The 26212-nt window shown below is 73.9% G+C and carries 24 protein-coding genes and 1 pseudogene; 9 read left to right on the forward strand and 16 right to left on the reverse strand.

Going from position 1 to position 26212, the window contains the following annotated elements; all coding sequences use genetic code 11:
- Window positions 1–175: 175 nt before the first annotated feature.
- Window positions 176–1780 carry a hypothetical protein gene (locus ACFVSN_RS03885; protein ID WP_387953632.1) on the reverse strand — a complete coding sequence of 535 codons (1605 nt, stop codon included), beginning with the start codon at window positions 1778–1780 and terminating at the stop codon, window positions 176–178.
- Between the two features lie 227 nt (window positions 1781–2007).
- Between ACFVSN_RS03885 and ACFVSN_RS03890 the strand changes: the two genes are divergently transcribed.
- Window positions 2008–4137, forward strand: coding sequence for a hypothetical protein (locus ACFVSN_RS03890; RefSeq protein ID WP_387953633.1), 2130 nt, complete (start codon window positions 2008–2010; stop codon window positions 4135–4137).
- A gap of 12 nt (window positions 4138–4149) precedes the next feature.
- Here the strand turns inward: ACFVSN_RS03890 and ACFVSN_RS03895 are convergent, their stop codons facing one another.
- The 3 genes from ACFVSN_RS03895 to ACFVSN_RS03905 all read right to left on the reverse strand — a co-directional run bounded on the left by ACFVSN_RS03895 (window position 4150) and on the right by ACFVSN_RS03905 (window position 6613).
- Window positions 4150–5217 carry a TolB family protein gene (locus ACFVSN_RS03895; protein WP_387953634.1) on the reverse strand — a complete coding sequence of 356 codons (1068 nt, stop codon included), beginning with the start codon at window positions 5215–5217 and terminating at the stop codon, window positions 4150–4152.
- 77 nt (window positions 5218–5294) lie between these two features.
- On the reverse strand, window positions 5295–5966 hold the full coding sequence (locus ACFVSN_RS03900) for a histidine phosphatase family protein (RefSeq protein WP_387953636.1): 672 nt from the start codon (window positions 5964–5966) through the stop codon (window positions 5295–5297).
- Window positions 5963–6613 (reverse strand): class I SAM-dependent methyltransferase, encoded by a 651-nt coding sequence (locus ACFVSN_RS03905; protein ID WP_387953637.1) that lies wholly within the window; start codon window positions 6611–6613, stop codon window positions 5963–5965. The genes ACFVSN_RS03900 and ACFVSN_RS03905 overlap by 4 nt, the downstream gene beginning before the upstream one ends.
- Before the next feature lie 295 nt (window positions 6614–6908).
- On the opposite strand from ACFVSN_RS03905, the gene ACFVSN_RS03910 reads away from it, so the two are divergent.
- Window positions 6909–9251: a glycosyl hydrolase family 18 protein gene (locus tag ACFVSN_RS03910; RefSeq protein WP_387953639.1), complete on the forward strand. Its 2343-nt coding sequence runs from the start codon at window positions 6909–6911 to the stop codon at window positions 9249–9251.
- A gap of 71 nt (window positions 9252–9322) precedes the next feature.
- On the opposite strand, the gene ACFVSN_RS03915 is transcribed toward ACFVSN_RS03910, so the two are convergent.
- The 8 genes from ACFVSN_RS03915 to ACFVSN_RS03950 form a co-directional block, all read right to left on the reverse strand.
- Window positions 9323–10096, reverse strand: a complete 774-nt coding sequence (locus tag ACFVSN_RS03915) for a hypothetical protein (RefSeq protein ID WP_387953641.1) — start codon at window positions 10094–10096, stop codon at window positions 9323–9325.
- Window positions 10097–10222: 126 nt separating this feature from the next.
- A complete protein-coding gene (locus ACFVSN_RS03920) occupies window positions 10223–10354 on the reverse strand; it encodes a hypothetical protein (RefSeq protein ID WP_387953643.1) in 132 nt (43 codons plus the stop codon).
- 1044 nt (window positions 10355–11398) lie between these two features.
- Window positions 11399–12805, reverse strand: a complete 1407-nt coding sequence (locus tag ACFVSN_RS03925; protein ID WP_380440242.1) for a family 2B encapsulin nanocompartment shell protein — start codon at window positions 12803–12805, stop codon at window positions 11399–11401.
- A gap of 509 nt (window positions 12806–13314) precedes the next feature.
- A complete protein-coding gene (locus ACFVSN_RS03930) occupies window positions 13315–14124 on the reverse strand; it encodes a DUF1963 domain-containing protein (protein ID WP_387953645.1) in 810 nt (269 codons plus the stop codon).
- Window positions 14125–14315: 191 nt separating this feature from the next.
- On the reverse strand, window positions 14316–14825 hold the full coding sequence (locus ACFVSN_RS03935; protein WP_380440238.1) for a hypothetical protein: 510 nt from the start codon (window positions 14823–14825) through the stop codon (window positions 14316–14318).
- A 203-nt stretch (window positions 14826–15028) separates the two neighbouring features.
- Complete coding sequence (locus tag ACFVSN_RS03940) at window positions 15029–16537, reverse strand: PLP-dependent aminotransferase family protein (protein ID WP_387953647.1); 1509 nt, start codon at window positions 16535–16537, stop codon at window positions 15029–15031.
- Between the two features lie 51 nt (window positions 16538–16588).
- Window positions 16589–17125, reverse strand: coding sequence for a hypothetical protein (locus tag ACFVSN_RS03945; RefSeq protein ID WP_387953648.1), 537 nt, complete (start codon window positions 17123–17125; stop codon window positions 16589–16591).
- A gap of 72 nt (window positions 17126–17197) precedes the next feature.
- Window positions 17198–17710 (reverse strand): universal stress protein, encoded by a 513-nt coding sequence (locus tag ACFVSN_RS03950; RefSeq protein WP_380440232.1) that lies wholly within the window; start codon window positions 17708–17710, stop codon window positions 17198–17200.
- Between the two features lie 549 nt (window positions 17711–18259).
- Here ACFVSN_RS03950 and ACFVSN_RS03955 point away from each other — a divergent pair.
- Window positions 18260–18655 (forward strand): transglycosylase family protein, encoded by a 396-nt coding sequence (locus tag ACFVSN_RS03955; protein ID WP_380440230.1) that lies wholly within the window; start codon window positions 18260–18262, stop codon window positions 18653–18655.
- A 72-nt stretch (window positions 18656–18727) separates the two neighbouring features.
- Here the strand turns inward: ACFVSN_RS03955 and ACFVSN_RS03960 are convergent, their stop codons facing one another.
- Window positions 18728–19300 carry a hypothetical protein gene (locus ACFVSN_RS03960; RefSeq protein WP_387953651.1) on the reverse strand — a complete coding sequence of 191 codons (573 nt, stop codon included), beginning with the start codon at window positions 19298–19300 and terminating at the stop codon, window positions 18728–18730.
- A gap of 251 nt (window positions 19301–19551) precedes the next feature.
- Here ACFVSN_RS03960 and ACFVSN_RS03965 point away from each other — a divergent pair, with 251 nt between their 5' ends.
- Complete coding sequence (locus tag ACFVSN_RS03965) at window positions 19552–20175, forward strand: DinB family protein (RefSeq protein WP_387953653.1); 624 nt, start codon at window positions 19552–19554, stop codon at window positions 20173–20175.
- Window positions 20176–20190: 15 nt separating this feature from the next.
- On the opposite strand, the gene ACFVSN_RS03970 is transcribed toward ACFVSN_RS03965, so the two are convergent.
- Window positions 20191–20775: a pyridoxamine 5'-phosphate oxidase family protein gene (locus ACFVSN_RS03970; protein ID WP_387953654.1), complete on the reverse strand. Its 585-nt coding sequence runs from the start codon at window positions 20773–20775 to the stop codon at window positions 20191–20193.
- A 163-nt stretch (window positions 20776–20938) separates the two neighbouring features.
- On the reverse strand, window positions 20939–21373 hold the full coding sequence (locus tag ACFVSN_RS03975) for a CBS domain-containing protein (RefSeq protein WP_380440222.1): 435 nt from the start codon (window positions 21371–21373) through the stop codon (window positions 20939–20941).
- A gap of 160 nt (window positions 21374–21533) precedes the next feature.
- Between ACFVSN_RS03975 and ACFVSN_RS03980 the strand changes: the two genes are divergently transcribed.
- Genes ACFVSN_RS03980 through ACFVSN_RS03990 form a run of 3 tightly spaced genes read left to right on the forward strand, consistent with a single transcriptional unit; the run spans window position 21534 to window position 23259 of the window.
- On the forward strand, window positions 21534–22430 hold the full coding sequence (locus ACFVSN_RS03980; RefSeq protein ID WP_380508039.1) for a helix-turn-helix domain-containing protein: 897 nt from the start codon (window positions 21534–21536) through the stop codon (window positions 22428–22430).
- A 38-nt stretch (window positions 22431–22468) separates the two neighbouring features.
- Complete coding sequence (locus ACFVSN_RS03985; RefSeq protein ID WP_387953656.1) at window positions 22469–22909, forward strand: VOC family protein; 441 nt, start codon at window positions 22469–22471, stop codon at window positions 22907–22909.
- A 5-nt stretch (window positions 22910–22914) separates the two neighbouring features.
- Window positions 22915–23259 (forward strand): MmcQ/YjbR family DNA-binding protein, encoded by a 345-nt coding sequence (locus ACFVSN_RS03990; protein ID WP_387953658.1) that lies wholly within the window; start codon window positions 22915–22917, stop codon window positions 23257–23259.
- 19 nt (window positions 23260–23278) lie between these two features.
- On the opposite strand, the gene ACFVSN_RS03995 is transcribed toward ACFVSN_RS03990, so the two are convergent.
- Window positions 23279–24262, reverse strand: a complete 984-nt coding sequence (locus ACFVSN_RS03995; protein ID WP_387953660.1) for a DUF2690 domain-containing protein — start codon at window positions 24260–24262, stop codon at window positions 23279–23281.
- Between the two features lie 161 nt (window positions 24263–24423).
- On the opposite strand from ACFVSN_RS03995, the pseudogene ligD reads away from it, so the two are divergent.
- Together ligD and ACFVSN_RS04005 are read left to right on the forward strand one after the other, a co-directional pair.
- A pseudogene (gene ligD, locus ACFVSN_RS04000) lies at window positions 24424–25302 on the forward strand (non-homologous end-joining DNA ligase); the annotation flags it as partial.
- A 54-nt stretch (window positions 25303–25356) separates the two neighbouring features.
- Window positions 25357–26208 (forward strand): DNA ligase, encoded by an 852-nt coding sequence (locus ACFVSN_RS04005; protein WP_387953718.1) that lies wholly within the window; start codon window positions 25357–25359, stop codon window positions 26206–26208.
- Window positions 26209–26212 lie beyond the last annotated feature (4 nt).

Here is a 26212-nt window from a genome sequence, read left to right on the forward strand (position 1 = left end):
GTAGCCGGTGGGCCGGGGCGGGACGGGCCGGACACGGGCCCCTAGGGTCGCCTACGGAGGGTGCGGAGGGCCGCGAGCGAACGGGGGCAGGCGGCACCTCCCGGCCCGCCTTCTTCCGTGCCTTGCCGACCCTTGCTGGGGGACCACCATGTCCGAGCACGAAGGAACACCGTTCTTAGCGTTGTTGGCCAGTGTTGGCCAAACTGCCGCGTGCCGGGCCGGTGATTGCCCGGTGACCTCGCGAACGGTCTTCGAGGTCGGGGAACAGCGCGAGTTGGTCACCGTGGCGCGGTCGAGTCTTGTCGCCCCGGCGGGGCGTGCTCGCTGTCCTGGGTGGGCCCGCGGTCCCACACGCTCTCGGAATGGATGCGGCCTGGCCGGTAGCTCTCCCGACACGATCCTCCGGTCGTGCGCGGGTCACACCTGGCCGACGCCGGATCCGATGTCCGAGGGCGCGTCGCCCGATGGCCACCGCGGCACCGTGGTGCCGGGTGACCGTGAGAGTGGTTATCGAGGGCTGGAGCGGGGCCTTCCAGTACTTCTCGCCCCAGCGGGAGGTGTAGGCCGGGTCAACCGCGATCACGACGAGACCGGCGTGGAAGGCCATGCCTCGCAGGCGCTCGCGGAAGCGGCCGGTGGGGATGCCGGAGACGGTCTTGCGGAACTTCTTGCCGCGCCGGCCCCGGCCCATGGTCTCGCGGCCGGTGGCTCGGGCGTCGTCGAAGCCGAGGTTCTCGATCGCGATCCCGGCGCAGCCATGAGTGTGGGCGTTCCGGATCAGATCGGTGATGGCAGCGCGAAGGCAGCCGTCCCGTCGGCTGGCCGGTCCGGTGAGGTCGAGTGGCACGCTGATCGGCTCGCCGGTCGGGTTGCCGTGCGGGTCGAGGACGTAGGCGGCCAGGTGGTCGGCGTTCAGATCCACGCCCAGGAGTCGTTGTCCGGACGCCCGGATGTCTTCCGGCGTCGGGAGGACGGCCTTCTCAGTAGACCAGGAAGCGTCCAGGTACCACCTGTCGCGGTCGGGGTCGTGGACGATGTCGTACCGCACGGCCCGGTTCGCGCTCAGGCGGTCCAACCACTCCTCCCGGCGGTGCGAGAACGCGACGGCACAGGAGAGCCGGTACCGTCCCCGGAGTGCGTTGGCGAGGTGGCGCAGCGGCTCGGGCAGCACGAGGGTGACCTCGCCGGTCGCGGGGTCAACGGTGATGGTGTAGTTCCCGTGTGGGGCGCCGGATTCGCCGTCGGCGGTCAGGAACAGCCGGGCCGACTCCCACCGGGCGCGCCACTGCTCGGGGGTGAGCCGGGCCGCCTCCAGGCTGTTCCGGGCCTTGAGCAGCCGACGACCGCCGGCCGTGATCGAGGGCTGTCCCGCGTCGATGCGCTCCTGGACGGCCGCGAGGCGGGCGGTGAGCTGGCCCAGCCGCCGCTGCTTCTGGAACCGCTCGTCCTGGTCGGCGTAGCCCCGGATCCTGCCCTCACGTCTCCCGCACGGCACGGCCAGGCGGCTCTCGATCACGCGGATCGCCCTGCGCAGGCCCGCCCGCTCCTCGTACAGGCAACGCACGGCGAGCTGGTACTGGTCCTCGCTCACACGGGTCATGGCACCGGCCCACCGGGAGGAGGAGACGGCCGTGAGCCGCTTCTTCCGGCCAGCCCGCCGGGTGTCCTTCCCGGTCGCCTGCCCGATCCCGACCCGCTCGGCCAGATCCGCCCGCTGGTAGCGGCCCAGGTGACGGCCGACCAGCCGCAGCACCTCGGCATCCCCGGCCGTGACCCGCAACCGATCCCGGATCCGCGCACCGGCAGGCGCGGCGACCGCGAAAGGCGCAGCGATCGCCCGCAACTCCCCCTTCTTCACGCAGCGCCCGCCCACCGTTGCAACTTCCCCTCGACAGTCCGTCGACTACCGACCCTCACACGCGCCGCCGACTGCCAGGCCCAATTGCCCGCATCATCACTCATTCGAGGGACACAATGACCTACCGTGGCCAACAACCAAACCAACAGTTGCCCACCCGCCGCCGCCTGCTGCGCGCGGGCCTCGGCGCCGGCGGCGCCCTGGCCACCGTCCGGCTGCTGCCCGGCCGGGCCCGGGCCGCCGCGCCCGTGCCCACCGCCGTACCGGTGCCGACCGGTGCGGCCGCCGCGGCGCAGCCCTGGCCCGAGTGGGCGCGCCACGCCCGCCTGGCCGACGGCACGTTCAACGAGGCCGCCGACATGCAGCCGGCCGTCGACGCGCTGAAGGCCCAGAACGTCAGCGTGATCGAGCTCGACACGATCCTGTCCGACTGGCACACCGACGCCGAGTTCGCGGCGCACATGGCCGACGTGACGACCTTCACCCGCCTCGCGCACGCCGCCGGCCTGAGAGTGGTCATGTACTACCCCTCGCTGGAGGTCATCTCCCCCGGCGGCCTCAAGGGCCGGTCCTTCTACAAGAACGCCGAGGGCGGCGCGTGGGTCCAGCGCGACCTCGACGGCAAGCCGAACGTCTTCTACGGCAACGTGGTGGTGTGGGTCGACAAGGACGACGAGAGCGTTTGGCTCAGCCCCGATTCCCCTTGGCGGGACTACTACCTCAAGCGGATCAAGCTCCTCGCCGCGACGGGCGTCGACGCGATCTGGCCGGACGTTCCGATCTACTTCGACGGCGTGCTGTCCTGGTGCGACGCCTCCACGTGGGGCGCTGCGGCGTTCAAGGCCGACACCGGGCTCGCCCTGCCGAGGGCCGCCGACTACGCCGACCCGGTCTTCCGCGCCTACGTCGAGTGGCGCCACGGCAACCTCGCCCGGTTCCAGCTGGACATCGCCGCCGCCGCGCGCTCCGTCAACCCCGACCTGGTCGTCTTCTCCGAGACCGTCTCGATGGACTACCGCTACGCGACCACGATCGGCCTGGACGGCGCCTACCTCCGCCAGGCCGACGCCGGCATCAGCCAGGTGTGGGAGGTGGACGTCCTCGGCAACTACGACGGCATGCGCCACGCCACCGCCACCGACTGGACCTGCCTGATCTCGATGTACAAGTACGCCCGCGCCGCCAGCGGCAACCGGCCCGCGTGGGCCTTCTCCTACGGCTGGCAGCCGGACGACGCCTCGCTCGTGCTCGCCCAGGTGATCGCCACCGGTTGCAACCCCTACGAGGTCAGGACGCCCTACAAGAACGAGGGCGTGGACGCGGCGATGCGCACCCGGGTCTACGCCTTCGTCCGGGCCAACGAGGAGCACATCTTCGACGCCGTCTCCCTCGCCCAGGTGGGCGTCTACCACTCCAGCGCCTCGCGGGACTACGTCGGCCCCACCGCGGGCAACGGGATGTACGTCACCGTCGATCCCCCGGCCGGGGTCACCGACTGGTGGGGCGGCGGCGACCCGACGATGAGCTGCGCGACGATGCCGTGGCTGGGCGAGTTCCGCGGCACCGTCAAGGCACTGGTGTACGCGCACATCCCGTTCGACACCGTGACGAGCCCCGGGCTGACGGCCGCCGACCTCGCCCGGTTCAAGGTCGTGCTGCTGCCCAACCTCCAGGCCGTCTCGGACGCGGAGGCGGCCGTCCTGCGGGACTACGTCCGAGCCGGCGGCACCGTCCTGATCACCGGCCCCGAGCCCACCGGCCTCGACGGGCTCGGCGCCCGGCGCGCCGAGTTCGCGCTCGCCGACGTCCTCGGGCTGAGCCGGGCGGGCGAACTGCCGGACACCAACCGGAACGCGTACGGCGCCGGCACCGCGTGGTACGTCAAGGCCCTGCCGGGGCTGAGCTACCTCACGGGGAACGACCAGGCCTCGGCCGACCGGCTGCTGGCGCCGGTACGGCAGTCCGCGCCGCCGGCCGTCACCCTGGCCGGGGACCGCCGCATCTTCCTGGAGGCCCGCCGGCTCGGCGGCGACGTCGTCGTCCACCTCGTGAACTTCACCGACTTCGGCGACACCCAGGCCGACTTCCGCACCACGCCCGCCGATTGCACGCTCTCCTGCGCCCTGCCCGCGGGCGCCGCCGTCGCCTCGGTGACCGTCGCCTCCCCGGACGGCACCGACCCGGCGCCCGGGCCGGTGCCGTACACCGTCGCCGGCTCGACGGTCAGCGTGCCCCTGACGGTCGTGCAGTACTCGCTGGTCACGATCTCGACGCGGTAGCGCCGGCCGGGTTCACAGGCTCGGCGCCGGGATCCGCCACAGCGCCGCCGGGTTGGACTCGCCGCCCGGCGACGACTCGAAGGCGATCCACTTCCCGTCCGGGGACCAGCTCGGCGCTCCGTCGTAGGAGCCGTCGTTCCTGGTCACCCGGACGGGCTCGCCGCCGTCCGCCGCCACCACGAAGACCTGCGCGTTCGCCAGGGTGCCGGCGTTGGACGAGAAGACCAGGTGCCGGCCGTCCGGCGACCACGTCGCATCGGTGTGCTCCCCGGGCGAGTCGGTGACCCGGCGCAGCCCGGTGCCGTCCGCCCCGACCGTCCACAGGGCCCAGCTCTCGCTGCCGGCGTCGCGGCGCTGGAAGACGATCCGGTCACCCTTGGGGGACCAGTTCGGCTGCCGGTTGTCGGTCTTCGTGCCCTTGCCGTCGACGAGGCGCACGGGCGCGCCGCCGCTCCGGCGGACCTTCCAGATCGAGTCCTGCTCGGCGCTGTCGCCGTGGGCTGACGCGTGCTCGGGCTCCCAGCTCTGCTGGAAGACGATCCACTCGCCGTCCGGGGAGAAGCTCGGCTCGTTGAAGCCGCTGTCGTCGTCGTGCCGGGTGACCCGCTCGGGGGTGCCGCCCGGCTTCATCGTCCAGACCTCGTCGTGGCCGCCGTCCCGGTCGGTGGCGAAGGCGAAGGCGTCGGCGGCGGCGTTCCAGCTGGTGCCCGGGAGGTTGACGGCGGCCTTGTCCGGGTCCTCCAGCACCTTGCGCAGCGTGCGGTCGCCCTCCACGGGGAGCACGCCGAGGGCGGCTGCGCCCTTGTTGTAGCCCTCGGCGAACTCGGTGACCAGCACGGAGGCGCCGTCCGGGGCGAACGCGGGGTTCTGCGCGCTCTTCGTCCCGCCCGCCCGGTAGAGCAGTTCGGCGCCGTCGGCCCGGCGCTCGCCCGGCCCTCCGGCGGGTGGCCCTCCGGTGGGCGGCGCGGCGGCGGCCGTGGACCGGCCGGGCTCCGGTTCGTCCTCCGAACCGGAGCCGCTGCATCCGGCGACCAGCACCACGGCGGTCGCCGAGGCGGCGATCAGCACACGAATCCTCATGCACGACACGCTAGTTGACGGATCCTCAGGCGCGTGTACGCGAGATGAAGAGACGGTCCCCCGGCCTCTGCGGGGCCTCAGGAGTCGCCGTCCAGCAGGTGCTGGTGCACCTCCTGGAACGTCCACGGGCCGCCGGCCGTCCGGGAGAACACCCACACGAGGTCGAAGCGGTCCGGCCAGACCGCCGGCGCGCCGCTGCCCGTCGCGCCGAGGGCCTCCACGATCCGCGGGATGCGCCCGTGCTCCCAGCTGATGAGCACCGGCTGGGCGCCCGTCAGCACCGCCCCGGCGAGCTCGGTCTCCTGCGACTCGGCGTAGGTGATGTCGACCTTCAGGCCGAGCGCGGCGCCCAGCGGGGTGACGGTCTGCCGCATCCGGTGCGCGCCGGCGAGCGGGCCCTGGTCGGAGGCGGCGTAGATCCGGGCGGGCTTGCGGAGCCCGGTGGCCGGCGGGTCGAACAGCCTGGGCAGCGCCTTCGCCCGGGACCAGCCGCGCTCGGTCAGCGACTTGCCGTCGTGCTTGCCGTTCTCGTCCAGGCCCGGCGTGCTGCCGTCCGGCTTCTCGCCGTGCCGGATGATCATCACGAAGGCGTCGCCGCCGGGATCGCTCGCGCGGGCGGCGGTCGCGTTCGCGGCCTTGGCCGCCTTCTTGGAGTCGGACTTGGAGTTCGACGAGCAGCCGGTGAGCAGCACGGGCACGACCGCGGTCAGGCCGGCGAGCAGGGTGCGGCGGGAGAGCGGAGAGGTCACGCGGCACCCCGCTCCAGGCGGACCAGCAGGTCGACGGCGGTGCCGCCGCCGTTCTGGCCGTCGTCCTGACCCTTGTGCCCGGGATCACCGCCGACCGGACGCAGGACGCTCTCCGCCCGGACGACGGTCAGGCCGTGGTCGGCGACGTCCGCGAGGACGTCCTCCGGGCCGTACAGGACGCGCGGGTCCTGCGGGCCGCCGACGCCCTCGGCGAGGTTGCGCAGGTCGTGCCCGATCACCAGCAGGGTGCCGCCGGGGGCGAGCGCGTCGGCCGCGCGGCGCAGGGCGACGCGCCGGTCGCGGGCGGGCACCTGGAGGTAGGCGACCAGGACGAGGTCGTAGCCGGCGGCCGACGGGTCGAAGGAGCGGGCGTCGTCGTGGCGCCAGGTGAGCCGGTCGGCGACCTCGTCGGGCAGTTCGGCGGTGAGCCGTTCGGCGCGCTCGATGGCGACGGCGGAGAAGTCCAGGCCGGTGACGTCCCAGCCCTGGCCGGCCAGCCAGATCGCGTTGCGGCCCTCGCCGGCGGCGACGTCCAGGGCGTGGCCGGGCGCGCGGCCGGTCAGTTCGCGGACGACCCACAGGTTGGGATCGACGCCCCACACCAGCTCCTCCGCGGCGTAGCGGTCGTCCCAGTCCTGGCTGTCCATGGCGAGTCCTCCGTTCGGCGGGCCTGCGAGGTACCGGTCAACTTACCGGTCCGCGCAAGCCTCACCCGGGAAGGGTCCGGCCGCTGGACACGACGGATCGGGCTCCGGCCGGGACTGGCGAGGGCGCGGCCGGGACCGGCGAACCCTTGACGCGGATTATTGGTCCAGTCCAATCTGTGGTACCGAGTTCACGCGCCACCCGCCCGCGCGCCTCCACAGCGCCCGGCACGGCTCCCCACGGCCCACCCGGGCCACCGCACCGCCGGAACCCCCACACATCCGGAGGACACACCGCATGCACGACCGCGTCATGCCCGCGCGCGCCGACGCGCACCGGGCCGCACCGCGCAGACGGGCCACCGCCCTGGCCCTCGCGGCCACCCTCACCACCGGCACGGCCGCCCTCGCGCTCACCCTCGGCCCCGCGTCCGCCGCGACCGTCGACCTGCTGACCAACGGCGACTTCGAGACCGGCACCCTGGCCGGCTGGACCTGCTCGAACGGCTCGGTCGTCACCACCCCGGCGCACGGCGGGACCCACGCCCTCAGCGGGGCGGCGTCGGCCTCGGACACCGCGGAGTGCCGGCAGACCGTCGCCGTCCAGCCGAACACCGCCTACACGCTGTCCGGCTGGGTGCAGGGCAGCTACGTCTACCTCGGCGCCACCGGAGACGGCGTCAACTCCTCGACCTGGACGCCCGGGGCGACCGGGTGGAGCCGGCTGAGCACGAGCTTCACCACCGGGGCGACGACCAGCTCGGTCACCGTGTTCACCCACGGCTGGTACGGCACCGGCACCTACTACGCCGACGACCTCACCCTGACCGGCCCGTCCGGGCCGACCTCGTCGACGAGCCCCACGGCGACCGGCAGCCCCACCGCCTCGACCAGCCCGACCGCGTCCACGAGCCCGACGGCGTCCACGAGCCCCACCGCCTCGACCAGCCCGACCGCGACCGGCAGCCCGACTGCCACCGGCACCGGCAGCCCCACCCCGACCGCCACCGCGACGGCGAGCGGCCCCGCCGGGGACGGCAAGGTCACGACCCCCACCGGCGTCTCCGTCACCAAGGTCACCGCCAACGCCGTCGTGCTGACCTGGCAACCCTCCACGCTGCCCTCCGGCGACGGCCCGGTCGCCTACAAGGTGTGGTCCAACGGACAGCTGGTCGCCACCTCGATGGGCACCTCGGTCGCGGTCAGCTCGCTGCTCCCCCGCAGCGGCTACACCTTCAGCGTGCAGGCGTACTCCGGCGGCCACGCCTCCGCCCAGTCCGCGCCGGTGTCCACCACGACCGCCGACGCGCCCGCCCAACAGCCCGTCCGCTCGGCCTACTTCGACCAGTGGGGCATCTACGAGAACGCGTACTACCCGAAGAACGTCGACACCAGCGGCGCGGCCGGCAAGCTCGACGTCGTCCACTACGCGTTCGCCAACATCGACCCGACGAAGTTCACCTGCTTCCAGGCGGTGAAGGCCTCCGACTCCGCCAACGAGAGCAACCCGAACGCCGGTGACGGCGCCGGCGACGCCTACGCCGACTACCAGGACGGCTACACCGCCGCGAACAGCGTCGACGGCACCGACGACGGCTGGGACCAGCCCCTCAAGGGCAACTTCAACCAGCTGCGCCAGCTCAAGGCCAAGTATCCGAACCTGCGCTTCACCATCTCCATCGGCGGCTGGACGTACTCCAAGTACTTCTCCGACGCCGCCGCGACCGACGCCTCCCGCAAGGCGTTCGTCTCCTCGTGCGTCGACATGTTCCTCAAGGGCGACCTGCCGACCGGCGTCGCCGGCGACGCCTCCGGCGGCCCCGCCTCGGCGGCCGGCATCTTCGACGGCGTCGACCTCGACTGGGAGTACCCGGCCTCGGCCGGCGGCCACACCGGCAACCACTACTCCCCCGCCGACAAGCAGGACTTCACCCTGCTGCTCAAGGAGTTCCGCACCCAGCTGGACGCCCTCGGCGCCGCCCAGGGCAAGCGCTTCCTGCTGACCGCCGCCCTGCCCAGCGGCCAGGACAAGATCGCCCAGCTGGAGACCGACAGGATCGGCGCCTACCTGGACTACGCCGACGTCATGTCCTACGACATGCACGGCGCCTGGGACGCCAAGGGCCCGACCAACCACCAGGACCCGCTGCACGACAGCCCGGCCGACCCGACCACGCCGATCACCCCCGGCACCCGCAAGTACAACGTGGACACCATGCTCGCCGCGTACACCACGGGTCTCCCCGAGTACGGCATCCCCGGCGGCTTCCCGGCGAACAAGCTCGTCCTCGGCATCCCGTTCTACTGGCGCGGCTGGACGGGCGTCCCGGCCGGCTCGAACCACGGCCTGTACCAGAGCGCGACCGGCCCGACCGCGGCCAAGCCGCTCAGCCAGGAGGCCGGCCTGGCCGCCTGGAAGGAGCTCGACCCGACCGCCGCGAACACCCACTGGGACCCGGTCACCGAGAGCAGCTGGATCTACGACGGCACCAACTTCTGGACCGGCGACACCCCGCAGGCCATCCAGGCCCGCGGCGCCTACGCCAAGGGCAAGGGGCTGGGCGGCATGTTCGCCTTCTCCTTGGAGAACGACGACGCCTCCGGCACGCTGCTGAACACCATGGACAGCAGCCTTCACTGACTGATCGTCAGAAATGAGACAGGGCCGTGCGGATCGCCGATCGATCCGCACGGCCCCCGGTCCTTCGGTGACTAGTCTCCGCCGCCCAGGTTCAGGTGCGGAAAGAGATCGGTGAACGGCTGCGTGGTGACGCGGACGCTCCCGCCGAACGGGTCGTCGAAGTCCCAGATCATGAACAGCAGGAACGCGATCAGCGCGCTGAAGCAGCCCGCCAGGATCAACTCCCGCGGCGTGCGCCGAATCTGGAGCGCGAAGAGCATGCCGAAGGTGACCAGCCCGCCCGCGATCAGCCCGAACCAGACCATCCCGGGCATCGTCGGCCCGGCGTTCTGCCCGCGCGCGTTGCGGGCGTCGGTGGCGGCGGCGATCCGGTCCATCACGGGCTGGTAGGTCTGCGCCTCCAGCTCGTTCGCGGGCTGCCGGGTGGCGACGTCCGAACGCACCTGGGCCAGCAGCTCGTTGCCCTTGTCGGAGACGCTCCCGTGGTCGCGCATGTAGTCCCACTCGACCTGGACGACGTACGACACGTAGGCGTCCACGTCGGCCCTGATCTTGTCGCGGACCTCGGCCGGGTAGACCACCGCCCGGTCGCTCACCTCCTGGAGCGACTGGGCCTCGCGGAACACGCCGTCCTGGGCGCTGCCGCGCGCCTCCCAGACGCCCGCGATCGCGAGACCGAGGACGATCGCGTAGACCACGCCGATCATCATCGTGATGTACTCGATCACGTCCGGGGTCTCGGCGTGCTTCACGGTGCCCACCCGGCGGTGCCGTAGCACGACCACCGCCACGACGACGGCGCACGCCGCCGCCATGGCGATGGCCAAAGCGACCCACTCGTCCATGGGGACTCCCTTCTCTGGCTCTGCTCGGTGACGGGGAATGTCGGGGTGGGGCCCGGACGCGAAAGGTCCGGGCCCAGCGGGTTGTTCAGGGGTTCTTCGGGGGTCGTTTCGGCGGGCGGGTGGCGGTCAGGAACCGCTCAACCGGCCTCGGCCGCCGCCACCACCGCCGCGGCCCGGGCGCAGCGCTGCCGCCGCGATCACCGCGGGCACGGTCACGATGAGCATCGTGGTGGTCGTCTTGGCGGTGCGGTGGTGCACCGGGGCCTCCGCCAGGGGCTGACCGACCGGCACGTGGTAGCGGACCTGCGGCGCGGGAGTCGGCCACGCCGGGGTCGGCGGGGGCGGAGGCGGCGGGCTCGCCGCCGGGGTGGGGAGCACCGCGGCCGGGCTCGGCGAAGGGGCCGCGCGGGGCACGGGGGGCGCCGGCCGTGGCGTCTGCGGCACGGCCGGGGCGGGGAGTCGCGGGGCCGGCGCCGGTGCGGGCGGCGGCGGGGGTGCCGACGACGGGGGCGGAGGCGCCGGTGTGCGCGTCGGGCTCGGGGGTGGGGCGCTCGGCGTGGGGGTGGGTGTCGGAGTCGGGGTGGGGGTCGGCGTAGGGGTCGGTGTCGGCGTCGGGCTCGGGCACGAATGGTGATGGTGTCCCCAGTGGTACCCGTGGTCCCAGTGGTCCCCGCCCTTGCCGTCCTGCCCGCCATCGTCGTCATCGTCATCGTCGTGCGGCCGACACGGGTGGTGCCAGTGCACCTGGACGTCCACGCCGACCCCGACGCCGACGTCGTGCCCGTCCGGCCCGACGTCCACCGAGACGTCCGTGCCGGTGCAGACGCAGACGTCGGCGACCGGCCCGTGCGGGTGTCCCCCGCCGTGGCGCACGGCGCCCGAGGCCGACGCGCCGCTCAGCAGCGCGCACATGGCCACCACGCCGACCGCGGCACCGGCCACCCGCGCCTTTCGCCCGCGGACGGCACGTCCTCGGCCGTCCGCCGGTATCCGTCGGAGCTGCCGGGGCTGCGGCATGGATCCACCCACCTCTCGGATCGTCGGGAAAGCACACCGCCGTTGCGGGCAGAGTGCTCTGGGGCAGGAAAGCCGGACGGAGGGGCGCAGCAGGACCGGCACGTGCCGTGCGGAACTGCGGACCGCGGGCTCACCGCCCCCGTCAGGCGAACGGCCCGCCTCCGGGGGCGGGCCGTCCGTCATCTGGTCAAACGATCTTCGAGCGGGCCGGTTACGGCCTCGGCTCGTTCCGGGAGCAAAAATCGACCGCCGCTCGCGGTCCGGCGGCCGGGGGCCGCTCGGCGCTCAGTGACGGCCGTGCGCGATCTCGACGTTCTCCAGGACGCCGACCGCGTCCGGCACCAGGATCGCGCACGAGTAGTAGGCGCTGACCAGGTAGGAGATGATCGCCTTCTCGTCGATGCCCATGAAGCGGACCGACAGCGACGGCTGGTACTCGTCCGGCAGGCCGGTCTGGTGCAGGCCGATGACGCCCTGGTTGTCCTCGCCGGTACGGATCACGAGGATCGAGCTCGTGTTCTCCTTGGTGATCGGGATCTTGCTGCACGGCAGGATCGGCACCCCGCGCCAGGCCGGCACCTGCTGCCCGCCGAGGTCGACGTGGTGCGGGTAGATCCCGCGGGCGTTGAGCTCGCGGCCGATCGCCGCGATGGCGCGCGGGTGGGCGAGCAGGTAGTCGGGGTCGCGGCGGCGGTTGAGCAGCTCGTCCAGGTCGTCCGGGGTGGGCGGGCCGGAGTGGGTCTGGATCCGCTGGTCGAAGTCGGCGTTGTTGAGCAGGCCGAACTCCGGGTTGTTGATCATCTCGAACTCCTGCCGCTCGCGCAGGGCCTCGATGGTCAGGCGCAGCTGGTGCTCGATCTGGTTCATCGGCTGGTTGTACAGGTCCGCGACGCGGGTGTGGACCTTGAGGATGGTCTGCGCGACGCTGAGCTCGTACTCGCGCGGCTTCAGCTCGTAGTCCACGAAGGCGCCGGGCAGTTCGTGCTCGCCGTGGTGGCCGGCCGACATGGCGATCTCGGCCTCGCCGCGCTCGTTCTGCGCCTGCAGCGGCAGGGCCAGGAACTCCTGGAGGTGCTCCTGGAGGGTCGGCGCGTTGTCGCGGATCTGCTCGAAGTCGCGGCGGCTGAGCGTGAGGACGACACCGGCGGTCGCGCTCTTGGCGGTGTACTCCCAGACCGCGTCCGGGTTCAGGATGGCGTCGTCGCCGAAGCGGTCGCCGTCGCCGAGCACGCCGACGACCGTCTCGTCGCCGTACTTGCCCGTGCCGATCTTGTTGATCTTGCCGTGCGCGATCAGGTAGATCCGGTCGGCCGCCTCGCCCTGGGTGACGAGCACCTCGCCGGGGCCGAAGTCCCGCTGCTGGCAGCGGTCGGCGAGGGCGGTGAGCACGTCGTCGTCCTCGTAGCCGCGCAGCAGGGCGAGCTCGCCGAGCTCGCGGGGGATCACCCGGACCTCGGACCCGGTCTTGATGAACTCGACCACGCCGTTGCCGACGGTGTAGGTGAGGCGACGGTTCACCCGGTAGGCACCACCGTGGGCCTCGACCCAGGGGAGCACCTTGAGCAGCCAGCGGGAGGTGATCTCCTGCATCTGCGGTGCGGACTTGGTGGTGGTCGCGAGGTTGCGGGCAGCGGCTGTGGCGAGGGACTGCTGCTGTGCCTGCTGTGTCTCGGTGCTGGTGTCGACGGGCATCGGCAGGGGTCTCCTTCATCTGGTCGAATCACGCGGGCGGGTCGGACCGATCCGTCCCGGCCGGAGCCATGGCGGATCATCAGATACGGGTATTGGTGGGGGGTTTGGCGAAGTCTGCGCAAGCGCGGGCGCCTCTCCCGGCGGCCCATCCGGAACCCTAGATCACCGGGGCCCGGCCAGAGCCGTACGGCGGCCGAGTGCCCCCCGATAGGGTGAATCTGATCCGGATCCGCCCGCTCCGCGCGAAAAGCCTGTCAAACGTCCGTTCGCCGCGCGGATCCGCTTGTGCCGGAGGCCTGGTCAGGGCCACGTCGCGGAGCCGCCGCGGGCCCGGTCGGGCCGCCCGGGCCCCGGCTCCCCGGGGCCGCGACGGGCCCGACGGGGTGGCGTGCGGCGTCAACACGACGCACCGCCACGCCGGTTGCGGCGTGGCGGTGCGGTGGTTCGTGTGCAGGGCCTAGCGGGCTGTCGTCGCACGGCAGGCGGGGGTTCGAAGACAGCCCCCTGGGTCAGGCCACCTCCATGCCGTGGCGGACGCGGTCGAAGCGCCCGGCGGCCAGGTCCTCGTCGGTGATCCAGAAGGAGACGTTGACCGTCTCGCCCCAGTGCGCGCCGGCCGCCGAGGCCTCGACCTGGAGCAGCGGGCGGTGCCCCTCGTGCCGTCCGGTGTCGGTGTCGCACCAGCCGAGCACCCGGACGTCGGGGCCGGGAAGGTGGTCGCGGAAGTCGGAGGCGAGGTCGAGCGCGACCATGAAGTCGTCGGGGAACAGGTCCTCCAGCTCGCGGTCCTGGTAGGACGGCGCGGACAGCACCCAGTCCGCCCGCAGCGGCACGGCGGCGAGCGGGGCGAACTCGCCGCGGCCGGCCGGCTCGGGCCGCGGCGGCGCCCCCGCCGGGACGTGCAGGACGCGGCAGCCGTGGCCTGCGTAGTCCGAGAACAGGTCGTCGTGGAAGAACAGCAGCAGCCCGTCGGCCGGCAGCGGCCACGGACCTCCGGGGCCGGTGGTGCGGTGGGCCTCCGCCAGGCCGGCGCAGTCGAGTTGGGCGAGGAGCTGCATCGGGTGCTCGCCGTGGCGGGGCCACGCGACGTCGGCGGGCAGCGCGGCCGGACCGCCGAGCAGGCCGACGGCCGGGCCCGCGGCGGGCACCCCGGCGGAGCGGTCGTCGAGGGCCGGGGTCAGGGCGAGGGAGGAGCGGAGCAGCCGGTCCACGAGCGGGGCGGTCCGCTCCCCGGCCCGTTCCCGGATGGCGGCGTACACGGCGTACGGCATCGGCACGAGCAGGTCGTCGGCGGGGTCGGTGCACAGCGGTTCGGACATGGGACCCAGCCTGCCAGCCGCCACCGACAGCGGCCGGGCGCGGGCGCGCGAACGGCCCGTCAGGTGCCGGTACGGGGGTGGCCAGCACCTGACGGGGGATCGAGGGGGTCGGGGGGATTCAGGAGAGGTCGGGGAAGGCCGGGTGATTCACCGGGATCCGGGGGACGGACGAAGGGGTTGCGGGAACCGGGTCAGGCGCAGGGCACCTGCGTGCCGGGAATGTTGACGATGCCGGAGTTGTTGGACAGGCCGGCGTTGTACTCGTAGTACAGGTAGGTGTAGAGGTCGATCCGGGTGGACGGTCCGCAGGCCGAGTCCTTGGCGACGGTGAAGGTCACGCTGAAGCTGCTGGAGGCACCGGGCGCGAGCGGCACGTTGTAGCGGGCGATGCCGCCGTGCACGTTCTCGCTGCACCCGTTGGTCTGGGTGCCGCACGCGGTGGCGGTGAACTTGAGGCCCGGCTCCAGGGTGGTCGGGTAGGTCGGCTGGACGCTCTGGTAGACGAACTGGATGGGCGTGTCATAAGGGTTGGTCAGCGTCAGTGCGAGCGTGAACGAGCCGCCCGGGGTGGTCGTCGCCCGGTCCACGACGGCCGTGAGGGGCAGTGGCGCGGCCGCCTGGGCGGGCGCCGCGGAGAGGAGCAGACCGGCGGCGGCCGGGATCGCGGCGAGAGCGGAACGGCTGAGATGTGTTCTGCGCATGTCCATGGAGCGTAGGGGGCGGTACCGCTTCCGTTGCTCCCCTCCGCCGCGGCCGGTACCGGGTGACGACGCACGGGCGGACGCGGCGGGTCATTGCGCACGCGTTCCGCCCCCGAGCCGTCGCCCGGCACCGTATCCTGCCCGCCACGCGGCCGGGTGCGCCGCGGGGCCGGCCGGACGACGCTCCCGGGGCCCCGCCCCGCTCAGGCCGGCGCCGGCAGGATGTCGCACAGCGCGGCGAGCGCCGCCTGGTAGGCGTGGTCGGGCGGGGTGGCGTAGCCGACCACGAGTCCGTCGGCGGCGGGCATGTCCTGCGCCGCGAGCCCCGGGTGCCGGTAGTCGGCGAGCCCCTCCACGGCGAGGCCCCGGTAGGCGGCGGCCTTGAGCACCGAGCGCTCGGTGCCGGGCGCGAGCCGCAGGACGGCGTGCAGACCGGCCGCGATGCCCGAGACGGCGACGTGCGGGGCGCTCTCGGCGAGGGCGGCCACCAGCCGGTCGCGGCGGTCCCGGTAGCGCCGGCGCATCCCGCGCACGTGCCGGTCGTAGCCGCCGGAGTCGATGAACTCGGCGAGCGTCAGCTGGTCCAACGCGCTGGCCCAGCCCTCGCGTTCGCCCTTGGCCGCGAGCACCCGGTCGACCAGGTGGTCGGGCAGCACCATCCAGCCGAGGCGCAGCGCGGGCGACAGGCTCTTGCTCGCCGTGCCGAAGTAGACCACGCGCTCCGGGTCGAGGCCCTGGACGGCGCCGACCGGCTGGCGGTCGTAGCGGAACTCCCCGTCGTAGTCGTCCTCCAGGACGAGCCCGCCGCGACCGCGCGCCCAGTCAACGACGGCGGCGCGCCGGGAGGGGTGCAGCGGCCCGCCGCTGGGGAACTGGTGGGCGGGGGTGAGGAGGACCGTCCGGACGTCCTGGAGGTCCCGGCTCACCGCGTGCCCGCGGCCGCCCGTCAGCCCGGCCGTCCTGGCGCCGTCCTCGTCCAGCGGGAGCGGCACGGTGGTGACCCCGGCGCGGGCCAGCAGCCCGCGGTGGAAGGGCAGCCCGTAGCCCTCGACGGCGAGCGGCCCGTTCTCCCTGGCGGGCAGGACGGCGCCCGCGCCGTCGAACAGCAGCCGCAGCGCGTGGGCGAAGCCGGAGCAGACGACGATCCGGTCGGGGTCGGTGCGCACGCCGCGGGCGCGGGCCAGGTAGTCGGCGAGGACGGTGCGCAGTTCGCGCCGCCCCTGCGGGTCGCCGGGCCCGAACGCCTCGTTGGGCGCGGCGGTCAGGGCGCGGCGCCCGGCGGCGAGCCAGCCGGAGCGCGGGAAGGAGGCGGCGTCGGGCTGCCCCTGGCGCAGGTCGTGGACGGGCCCGGGGCGGACGGAGGGGCGGCGGGCCCTGGCCGTCGGCACGGGCTCGGCGCGCTCGGCGACGGTGGTCCCGGAGCCCTGGCGGGCGGTGAGCCAGCCCTCGGCGACGAGTTCGGCGTAGGCCTCGGCGGCGGTGTTGCGGGCGAGGCCGAGGTCGGCGGCGAGCGTGCGGTAGGGCGGCAGCCGGGTGCCGGGGGCCAGCCGTCCGCTGCGGATGGCCTCGCGCAGCGCCGTCATCAGGGCCGCTCTGCGGCCGCCGGTGGCGGGCAGGTCGAGGTGGAGGTCACTGCCGGTCTGGTGGGCGGGGTCGGTCGGCTGGTGGGCGGGCTCGGGCTGGCGGGGGTGCGTGACCGGCGTGTCCGTCATGGTCACGCACCCTATCTCCGCCGTGCCGCACGCCCGTTGGGCGGCCCCGGCTCAGCGCACGCCGTACTGCGGGGCCTCTCCGTACTGCGGGGCGGCCGGCCGGAACATCCCGTCGAACGCCCGGTACAGCTCCGGGCCCTTGGCGCCGGCCACGCTCAGCCGGACGACGTCGCCGTCCGCCTTGCGCACGGTGGCCCGCAGGCCGCCCTGCGGGTCGGTCTGCTCGTACTGGATCCCCGCGATGCGCTCGACCGCGAGCGTGTACTTCGCCGGCTTGCCGCTGCCGAAGATGTCGATGATCTGCTCGCTCAGCCAGGCCAGGGCGCCGGACAGCAGCGAGAGCCCGAAGCAGGAGAAGAAGAAGACGGCGTTCGCGTTCTCCAGCTTCGTGAGGTGGGCCTTGCTGATGATGTAGCCGAAGCCGAACAGCGACACCAGCGCCAGGAGCATGAAGATCCCGAACCCGACGAGGAAGATCCCCCGCCAGTCCCACCCCGTCTCCACCGGTTCCACCGTGAAGCGCTTGTCCTCGAACTTCAGCGTGACGCTGCCGCCAGGCTCCGCCTGGACCCCCGTGATCTCGATCATGGGTGCGGAGCCTAGCGTTCCCGCCTTCCGGCTCCGCACCGGGGCCCACTGCGGAGCCCGCCGTGGAGCCCGCTACGGCACGACGGTCACCGGCCAGCGCCCCGCCTTCACCAGCCGGACGGCCACCGAGCCGATCACCCGGTGCCCGGCCTGCTCGGAGGCGCCGACGACGACGGCGTCGGCCCGCAGTTCGTTCGCGAGCTTGGCCAGCCCCGTATAGGGGTCGCCGCGCATGGTCAGGAAGTGCCACTCGACGCGCCACACGTCCTTCATCCGCTGCTCGGCGTCGCGCAGGGCCGCCAGCAGTTCCTCGGCGATCTCCTGCGTCGTCTCCTCCACCGCCGCACCCGCCAGTGCCGTGGCCGCGCCGAGCACGGGCTGCACGTACGCCACCGCGAGGGTCGCGCCCTGCCGCCGGGCCAGGCCGGCCGCGTAGGCGGTGGCCCGCCAGGAGGAGTCCGAGCCGTCCAGCCCGGCCAGGATCACCTTCGGTCCGTCCGTCCCCAGCTCGAACCCGGCGGGTGCGACCGCCGCCCCGGGCTCCTCGGCACCGCCGAGGGCCTCCGCATCGCTGTCGTTACTCATGCGCCCGCCTCGCTTCGCTCGCCAGGGGCATTCGCCCATACGCGCCTACCGATGATTCGCTCGCTCCGCTCGCTCATGCGCCCGAGGCTATGCCCGCCACCGGGAGTGAGGACACGGGGCACTCCGGGTGAGGCCTGTGGTGCGGGCCACCCCCGGGCGCGCCGAGGGCGGCGGATCCGGCACCGGGAGCCCGCGGACCGTCACTCCCCGTCGACGGTGTGCGCGGCCTCACACGGCCCGCTGAGTGGTCCGGACCACTTCGAGAGGCCTTTTGATCTTGGAAATAGGGGCAAAAAGCCCCAAAAGTGCCCAATTCCTTGATCCTTACGCCCGGTAACACCTCGCTGACCTGCCTTGATCCGTAAATCCTTGAAACCCCCACGACCGCCCCCGTACCTTCGAACCCGTTGCACCGAGCACACCGCTCCACCGGGCCTCACCGCCCGGGAGCCGGAACCGGTGCCGAACCACGTGAGTGCGTGTCCCCGAAACCGACGGCCTTCCGAGGGCCTGGTTCCGCGCGCTCGCAGAACCTCCGAAAGGAACCGCATGACTTTCCGTAACGAGACCGCCGCTGCCACCGCCATCGCCACCCCGAAGCGCCGCAACCGCGTCCGGATGGCTCTGATGGCCGGGGCGGTCCTCGCCCTGCCGGTGGCCGGCCTCGTCACGGCGACGACCGCCTCCGCCGCGCCGGCCACCGTCTGGGACAAGGTCGCCGCGTGCGAGGCCACCGGCAACTGGGCCGTGAACTCCGGCAACGGCTTCTACGGCGGCCTGCAGTTCACCTCCAGCACCTGGGCCGCCTTCGGTGGCACCTCCTTCGCCCCGCGCGCCGACCTGGCCACCAAGGACCAGCAGATCGCCGTCGGCGAGAAGGTCCTCGCCGCCCAGGGCCCCACCGCCTGGCCGATCTGCTCGGTCAAGGCCGGCCTGGGCAAGTAAGCCCCACGGCTCCCGAGGCCGCCGCACCCGATCGCGGGTGCGGCGGCCTCTTCGCGTCCCCTGCTCCCCCTGCTACTCCCCCCGCTGTTCCTCCACCGGGTAGTCCCAGTCCGTGCCGACGCCCGCCGCCAGCAGGTGCTCGGCGATCGCCAGCGGCAGTGCCACCAGCGGGACGCCCGAATCCAGCGGGATCCGGATCCGGTGCGTGCCGCCCGGCGCGCACACCTGCACCACCGCCGTCACGCCGCCCACCAGCCGCACGGCGTCCAGCCGCGCCGCCGCCTGCGGACGCCCGACGTCGGCCGGGTAGGTGGTGAGCGTGAAGACGAGGTCCCCGAGGTCGTCCAGCAGGTCGGCGTAGACCGCCAGCGGCGGCGCCGGCGCCGAGACCGGCAGGCGCGGCCTCACCCCGCGGTCCGGCTCCGCCCATCCCGCGGCCTCCCCGCCCAGCGCCGCGAACAGCTCGTCCCGCGAGGCGCTCACGTCGAGCCGTGCCTCTTCCCAGGGCGTCCCCACGATCACGACGCCCGCCCCCGGGAACACGATCCGCTCCAGCCGCCGCGCGCCCTCGGTGTTGGCCCGCTGCAAAGCGGCCGCCTCCCGCAGGAAGTACCCCCGCGCCAGGCTCTGCCGTCCGCCCCCCATGGCACGTCCCCCTCACCGGCCTTGACGGATGCTCACCAAAGCGCACGGTACCGCCGCCGCCACGCCACCCGTTAGCCGATTTCCGTCCAACTTCCCTCCGCCACGGACCCGGTGGGGTCCGGCGGCATGCGACCGGTGACCGCCGGCATGCGTGGGCGACCGCCGGCGAGCGGAAAATCCGCTCGCGGGACGTGCCGCGGTGTGGCAAGGTGCGGGCCGTCCGCGCCCTGCCACCGACCGGAGCCGTCCCGATGCCCCTGCCGCCCCGACTCGTCCCGCTGCTGGCCGAGTTCGACTTCGCCCGCACCCGCCTGCGCAACCGGCTGGCCGGCCCCGCCGTCGACAGCGGCAACGGCACCGCGGTGGCCGTCGGGCCGCTGACGGACGACGAGTACCGCTGGGAGCCGGTGCCCGGCTGCTGGTCGGTGCGGCGCCACGCGGACGGGCCGGGCGAACGCGCCACCCTGTTGGTCGGCGCGGGCGCGTGGGGCCGGGACACCGCCGGGTGGCCGCACCCCGAGCCGGCGCCGTTCACCACCCTCGCCTGGCGGCTGACCCACCTCACCGAACTGCTCCTGCTGCGCGCCGACCACACGGACGGCACCCGCTCCCTCACCCGCGAGGCCTTCCCGGTCCACGGCGACGCCGAATCCGCGGTCGCCGCCTTCGACACCGCCGCGGACGCCTGGCGGAAGGCCCTGCTCGCCGCCGACGACGCCGCGCTCGACACCGTCGGCCACTGCACCTACCCCTACGGCGGCGACGCGGACGAGCCCTTCCTGGACGTCGTCTGGTGGGTCAACCAGGAACTCCTCCACCACGGCGCCGAGATCGCCCTGCTGCGCGACCTCTACCGCTATTCCGCGCGCGGCTAGGGCGCGCCCTGCGGGTCACTCCGGGCGCGGGGGCAGCGGCACGGGCAGGGCGGGCAGGCCGTCGATGCTGGTGACGACGTACGGCTTGTTCTCGCAGTAGGTGCCGAACTCCTCGTCGCTCTTGCGCGCGAAGTAATCCGCGTGGAGGGCGCGGTCGGCGCGGTAGTCCATCAGCGGGACGGCGAAGCCGCAGGAGTCGCTGACGCGTTCGGCCGCGACCAGGACGACCGCGCGCAGGGCGGGACCGTCCACGCCGGGCCCGAAACGGGCCAGGAGGCCGGTGAAGCGCGGGTCGTCGCGGAAGACCGGCTCGCCGCGGCCGTGGACCCGTACGACGGTGGGCGGGCCGTCGAAGGCGCACCACATGAGCGTGACGCGGCCGTTCTCCCGCAGGTGGGCGATGGTCTCGGCGGTCGAGCCGCCGAAGTCCAGGTAGGCGAGGGTCCGTTCGTCCAGGACGACCAGGGTGCCGGACCGGCCCTTGGGCGACACGTTGACGTGGCCGTCGGCGGCGAGCGGCGCGGTGGCGACGAAGTAGACGGGCTGGCGCTCGATGAACTCGCGCAGCCGGCCGTCGATGTTCTCGTACTGCTTTCCCATGCCGCCATTGTGCGCTCATCTCGCCCATTGAGAAAGATCGTTTCTCATATCGAGACTGTTCGTGTGGCGGACCTTCCGGCGGACCTTCCCGGGAGAACACGCCGACGGCGGGCCCCCGTGCGGTCGTTCGCACGGGACCCGCCGCCGGGGACGTCCGGCCCGGTCAGGCCTTCATGTAGACGCCCTCCATGAACTCCAGGATCTGCTGGTCGGTCAGGCGGTGGCCGTCGCGCCGGCCCATCGCCAGGTCGGCCTCGCTGATCATGCCGACCAGCCGCTCGCCGTCGATCACCGGGATGCGCCGGATCTGGTGCTGCTCCATCTTCCGCAGCACCGCGTCCATGTCGTCGTCGGCCCGCACGCAGTGCAGGTGCCCGGCGAGGTCCATGGCCGTCATCTTGGCCGGGTCCTTGCCCTCCGCGAGACATCGCACGACGATGTCGCGGTCGGTGATGATGCCCTTCAGCTTCTGGTCGTCGCCGCAGATCGGCAGCGCACCGACGTTCTTGTCGCGCATCATCATCGCGGCCTCGGCGAGCGTCTGGTGCGCGCCGATGCACTGGGCGCCGGTGTGCATGATCTCTCGGGCTTTGGTCACGGGGACTCCTTCGTGAGTGGTTCCCCCCAGAGGTCGTTCCCCCCGGAAGTTCCCCCCGTTCGCTCCCCCGTCGGCGGCACCGCGCACCCGCGGTGTGACCGTGCGATCACCATAGGCAACATCCCGCCCGCCCGCGACCGCGGCCACCGATACTGGGAGGGTGACGACGGAAGCCGCCGAACCCGTGCGCGAAGGCGTGGTCGACGAGGCCGTCCGGGCCCGGCCCGCGACGGCGCTGCGGCCGTACGTCGCCTGGTACTCCGGCTACCGCCAGCGCGGCATCGCGCCCGCCGTGCACCGCGGCCTGCCCTCCCCCTACCTGACCTTCATCCTCACCCTCGACGAGCCGCTGGTCCTCGCCGCCCACCCCGACCCGGCGCAGCGGCCCGACGCGTACGCCACCCTGCTCGGCGGCCTGCACACGGCCCCGGCGCTGATCACCCACGACGGCCGGCAGTCGGGCGTGCAGATCGCCGTGCACCCGCTGGCCGCCAGGGCGCTGTTCGGGGTACCGGCCGGGGAGCTCGCCGGGATCGACCTCCCGGCGGAGGACGTCCTCGGCCGACTGGCCCCGCACCTCCAGGAGCGGCTGCGCGCCGCCGCCACCTGGGACGAGCGCTTCGCCCTGCTGGACGGCGCCCTGCTGCGGGCCGCCCGCCCGTCGGGGCGGGTACCGCCGGAGGTCTGCTGGGCCTGGCAGGCGCTGCGGCGCAGCGGCGGCGGGCTCGCGGTGGCGGCGCTGGCCCGGGAGACGGGGTGGAGCGCGCGGCACCTCCAGGAGCGCTTCCGCCGCGAGACCGGGCTGACGCCGAAGGCCGCCGCCCGGGTGATCCGCTTCGACCGGGCCCGGCACCTGCTGACCGGCGGCGCGCCGCCCCGGCTGGCGGAGCTGGCGGCCCGCTGCGGCTACTTCGACCAGGCGCACCTGGCCCGCGAGTTCCGCGCGCTGGCCGGGGCGGCGCCGAGTGCGTGGCTGGCGGCGGAGGGGCCGGAGGAGAAGCGGTTCCGAAACGTCCAAGGCGGGGCGGGCGACCCGGTCGCAGAGTGGGAGGCGTGACGGCGACCGGCCGGCACCCACCACCGCAGGAGGCAGCCATGGACACCACCGACGCGAAGACCCCCGCCCCGCAGGTCTGGCCCACGCTGCGCGCCGACGACGCGCGCGCCCTGATCCGCTTCCTGGCCGACGCCTTCGGCTTCGAGGAGGTCGTGGCGTACGGCGAGGGCGAGTTCGTCGCGCACGCCGAACTGGCCTGGCCCGAGGGCGGCGGCGTGATGCTCGGCTCGGAGCGGGACGCGCCCGAGGGCACCGGGACCTGGCCAGGCCGCCCGGGCACGTTCAGCGCCTACGTCGTCACGGCGGACCCGGACGGCGTCCACGCGCGGGCCGTCGCCGCCGGCGCCCGGATCACCACCGGGCTGCACGAGACCGACTACGGCTCGCGCGATTTCGCGGCCGCCGACCCGGAGGGCAACCGCTGGTACTTCGGCACCTACCCGGGCTCCCCGCGGCCGTCGGCCCCGCAGAACGGGTGAGGCCGATGCCCACGCCCGTCGACCGCCTGCGGGCGCTGTGCCTCGCCCTGCCGGAGACCGCGGAGCGGGTCAGCCACGGCGAGCCGACCTGGTTCGCCGGCGCCGGCCGCCGGGCCCGGGTGTTCGTCATGCTCGCCGACCACCACCACGACGAGCGGCTCGCCTTCTGGTGTGCCGCGCCGGACGGGGTGCAGGCGGAGCTGACCGGGCGGGACCCGCAGCGGTACTTCCGCCCGCCGTACGTCGGGCACCGCGGCTGGGTGGGCGTCTACCTGGACGCGGTGCCCGTCGACTGGGAGCGCGTGGAGGACCTCGTCGGGGACGCCCACGCCCTCGTTTCGCCCGGCTGAGGGGAGCCGCCCTCCGGCGTCACTGCGGCGTCGGATCCGCCGCGTCGGGGCTCGGGGCGGGCGCCGGGGAGTCGGTGGCGGGGGAGGTCGGGGTCGGGGCCGCGCTCGCACCCGTGGCCGCGGCCGGCGTCGGAACCGGAACCACCGGCGCCGTCGCCGGGTCCATGATCACCGGGGTGCAGTTGCGACTGTTGTCCGGCTGCTCGCCGCAGACCTGGATCCGGCTGTCGTTCTGGGACGCGTCCACCATCGGCGAGTACGCGTCGTACCCCCAGTGGACCAGGGCGGTCTGGCTCTGCCCCGCCGAGTTGGTGATCGTCGCCCGGTACCCCGCCGTGGCGTCCGTCAGCTTCGCCCAGGCCGTCCGGCAGCGGCGGCTGTAGCGCACGTAGATGGTCATCTGCCGCACGTTGGCGGTCGCGATCGTCGTGGCGTCCGATCCGCAGCCGCTCGCCTGCGGGTCCTTCCCGACACAGCCGGCGGCCTCGCACAGCGCGGTGGCCTGGGCGGTGGCCCGGGCGGTGCCCGTCGTCGCGGCGGCCCCCGGGCTGCGCTCGGAGCCGCCGTCGTTCAGGGCGAGCGCCCCGGCCACCGCGGCGACACCGGCCGCCGAGGCCGCCGCCGCCCACCACCAGGTCCGGCGCGGCCGGGCCGCGGGCTCCGGCTCCCCCTCCTCCGGCCACGACGGCGGCTCCGCCGGCCCGGGCAACTCCGCCGCGGCCTCCGTCGCGCCGGCCCCGGCAACCGCCACCCGCAGCGCCTCCAGGTCGGCGCACCGCTCCGCCGGCACCCCCGCCAGCGCGCCGAACGCGGCCAGCGCCGCCTCCGTCACCACGCGCTCCCCGTTCAGCCACCGGTGCCAGGACGACTTGCTGTAGTGCGTCTTCGCCGCCAGCTCGGCCAGCGTCAGCCCCGACCCGTCCTTCAGCGCCCGCAGCCCCGCCACGAGCTCCCGCTCCTGCGGCCCCAGCCTCGCCGGCAGGGCCCGCCAGTCACCGACCATCGCCCCGATCCCCCTTGACGCAGCGTCAGTTCGCGAACCGTCGGCAGCATAACCGCCCCACCGACCGTGCGGGCGCGTACACGGAAAGCCACGTTCGCGCCCGCCCCGCACCCCGGGCAGACTGGCAGCGGGGGCCACACCGACGGCTTCGGAGGCGGCCCATGCCGCAGATGGTCGTGGACGGGCGCACCCTCGCGCTCTCCCACCTGGACAAGGTCTACTACCCGCGGACCGGCACCCTGAAGGGCGAGGTCCTCAGCTACTACGCGGCCGTCCACACCGCCCTCCTGCCCCACCTGCACGACCGCCCGGTGTCCTTCCTCCGCTGCCCCGACGGCGTCGAGGCCGAGGTGTTCATCGCCAAGAACCCGCCCGCCGGCACCCCGCGCTGGATCCGCACGGCCGAGGTGCCCAGCGACAGCGGCGACCTGCGCCAGGTCCTCCTGGACGACGGCGCCGCGCTGCTCTGGGCCGCCAACCTCGGCTGCCTCGAACTGCACGTCCCCCAGTGGCACGCCGCCGCGCCCGGGCTGGCCGACCGGCTGGTCCTCGACCTCGACCCGGGCGAGGGCGCGACCGTCCTCACCTGCCGGACGGTCGCCGGGCTGCTCCGGGAGCGGCTGGCCGCGGACGGGCTCGCCGCCTGGGCCAAGACCTCCGGCTCCAAGGGCCTCCACCTGCTCGTCCCGATCGAACCCACCCCGAGCACCCGCGTCTGCGCCTACGCGAAGGCGCTGGCCGCCGCTCTGGAGGCGGACCGCCCCGACCTCGTCGTCCACACCATGGCCAAGGCCCGCCGGGCCGGTCGGGTCTTCGTCGACTGGTCGCAGAACAACGCCAAGAAGACCACCGCCGCCCCGTACACGCTGCGCGCCCGCCCGCAGCCCACCGTGTCCACCCCGGTCACCTGGGAGGAGCTCGCCGAGGCCGACTCCGAGGACGACCTGGTCTTCACCCTCGCCGACGTCCCCGAACGGCTCGCCGCCCACGGCGACCTCCTCGCCCCGCTGCTCGACCCCGAGCACGCCCGGCCCCTCCCCGCCGCGCCCTCACCCGAGCCCGACCGCCAGGTGCTGCGGCCGCCCGTCGACGTCATGCGCCCGGCCGCCGTCCCGGCCGTCCCGCCGCCGGACGGGCTCGGCGGCGGGGGCGTGCAGTACGAACTCAAGCTGGACGGCTTCCGCTGCCTCGCCTTCGCCCGCGGGGACCGCCCGGCCTACCTCCAGTCCCGCAGCGGACGGGACCTCGCCCCCGAGTTCCCGCCGATCGCCGCGGCCGTCGCCCGGCTGCCCGAGGGGCTCGTGCTCGACGCCGAGCTGGTCGCCTGGCGGGCGGGCCGGTTCGCCTTCGAGGAACTGCTGCGCACCCGCCAGGCCCGCGCGAGCGACGACGTCGCGCTCGGGCTGATCGCCTTCGACGTCCTCGCCCTCCCCGGCCGCGACGTGCGCCGGCTGCCGCTCGCCGACCGCCGCCGCCTGCTGCTCGCCGCGCTCGCGGACGTCCCGCCACCGATCCAGCCCGTCATGGCCACCACCGACCGCACGGAGGCCCTGGACTGGATGGAACGCCTCGCGGCCACCGGGGTGGAGGGCCTGGTCTGCAAGGCCGCGGGCTCGGCGTACCGGGCGCAGGGAGCGGGCCGGGTCTGGGTCAAGTACCGCCGCACGGACACCGTCGACGCCCTCGTCCGCGCACTCACCGGCCCCGCCGCTCGCCCGCACGCCCTCGTGGTCGAACTCGACGACGGCCGCGTCCTGCTCACCACCCCGCGGCTCACCGCCGTCCAGGCCGCCCAGGTCTCCGAGGCCGCCCACCCCTACCTGGCCCCGCCCGTCCACGACCCCGCCCACGGCACCGTCCACCCCCTCACGAGCCCCCTGCGCGCCGAACTCACCCTCACCGGCCGCCCGCCCACCGCCACCTACACCCGGCTGAGGGGCGACTGACGGC

Origin of the sequence: Kitasatospora sp. NPDC057904 (genome assembly GCF_042887925.1) — a bacterium.
Classification (GTDB): Bacteria; Actinomycetota; Actinomycetes; order Streptomycetales; family Streptomycetaceae; genus Kitasatospora.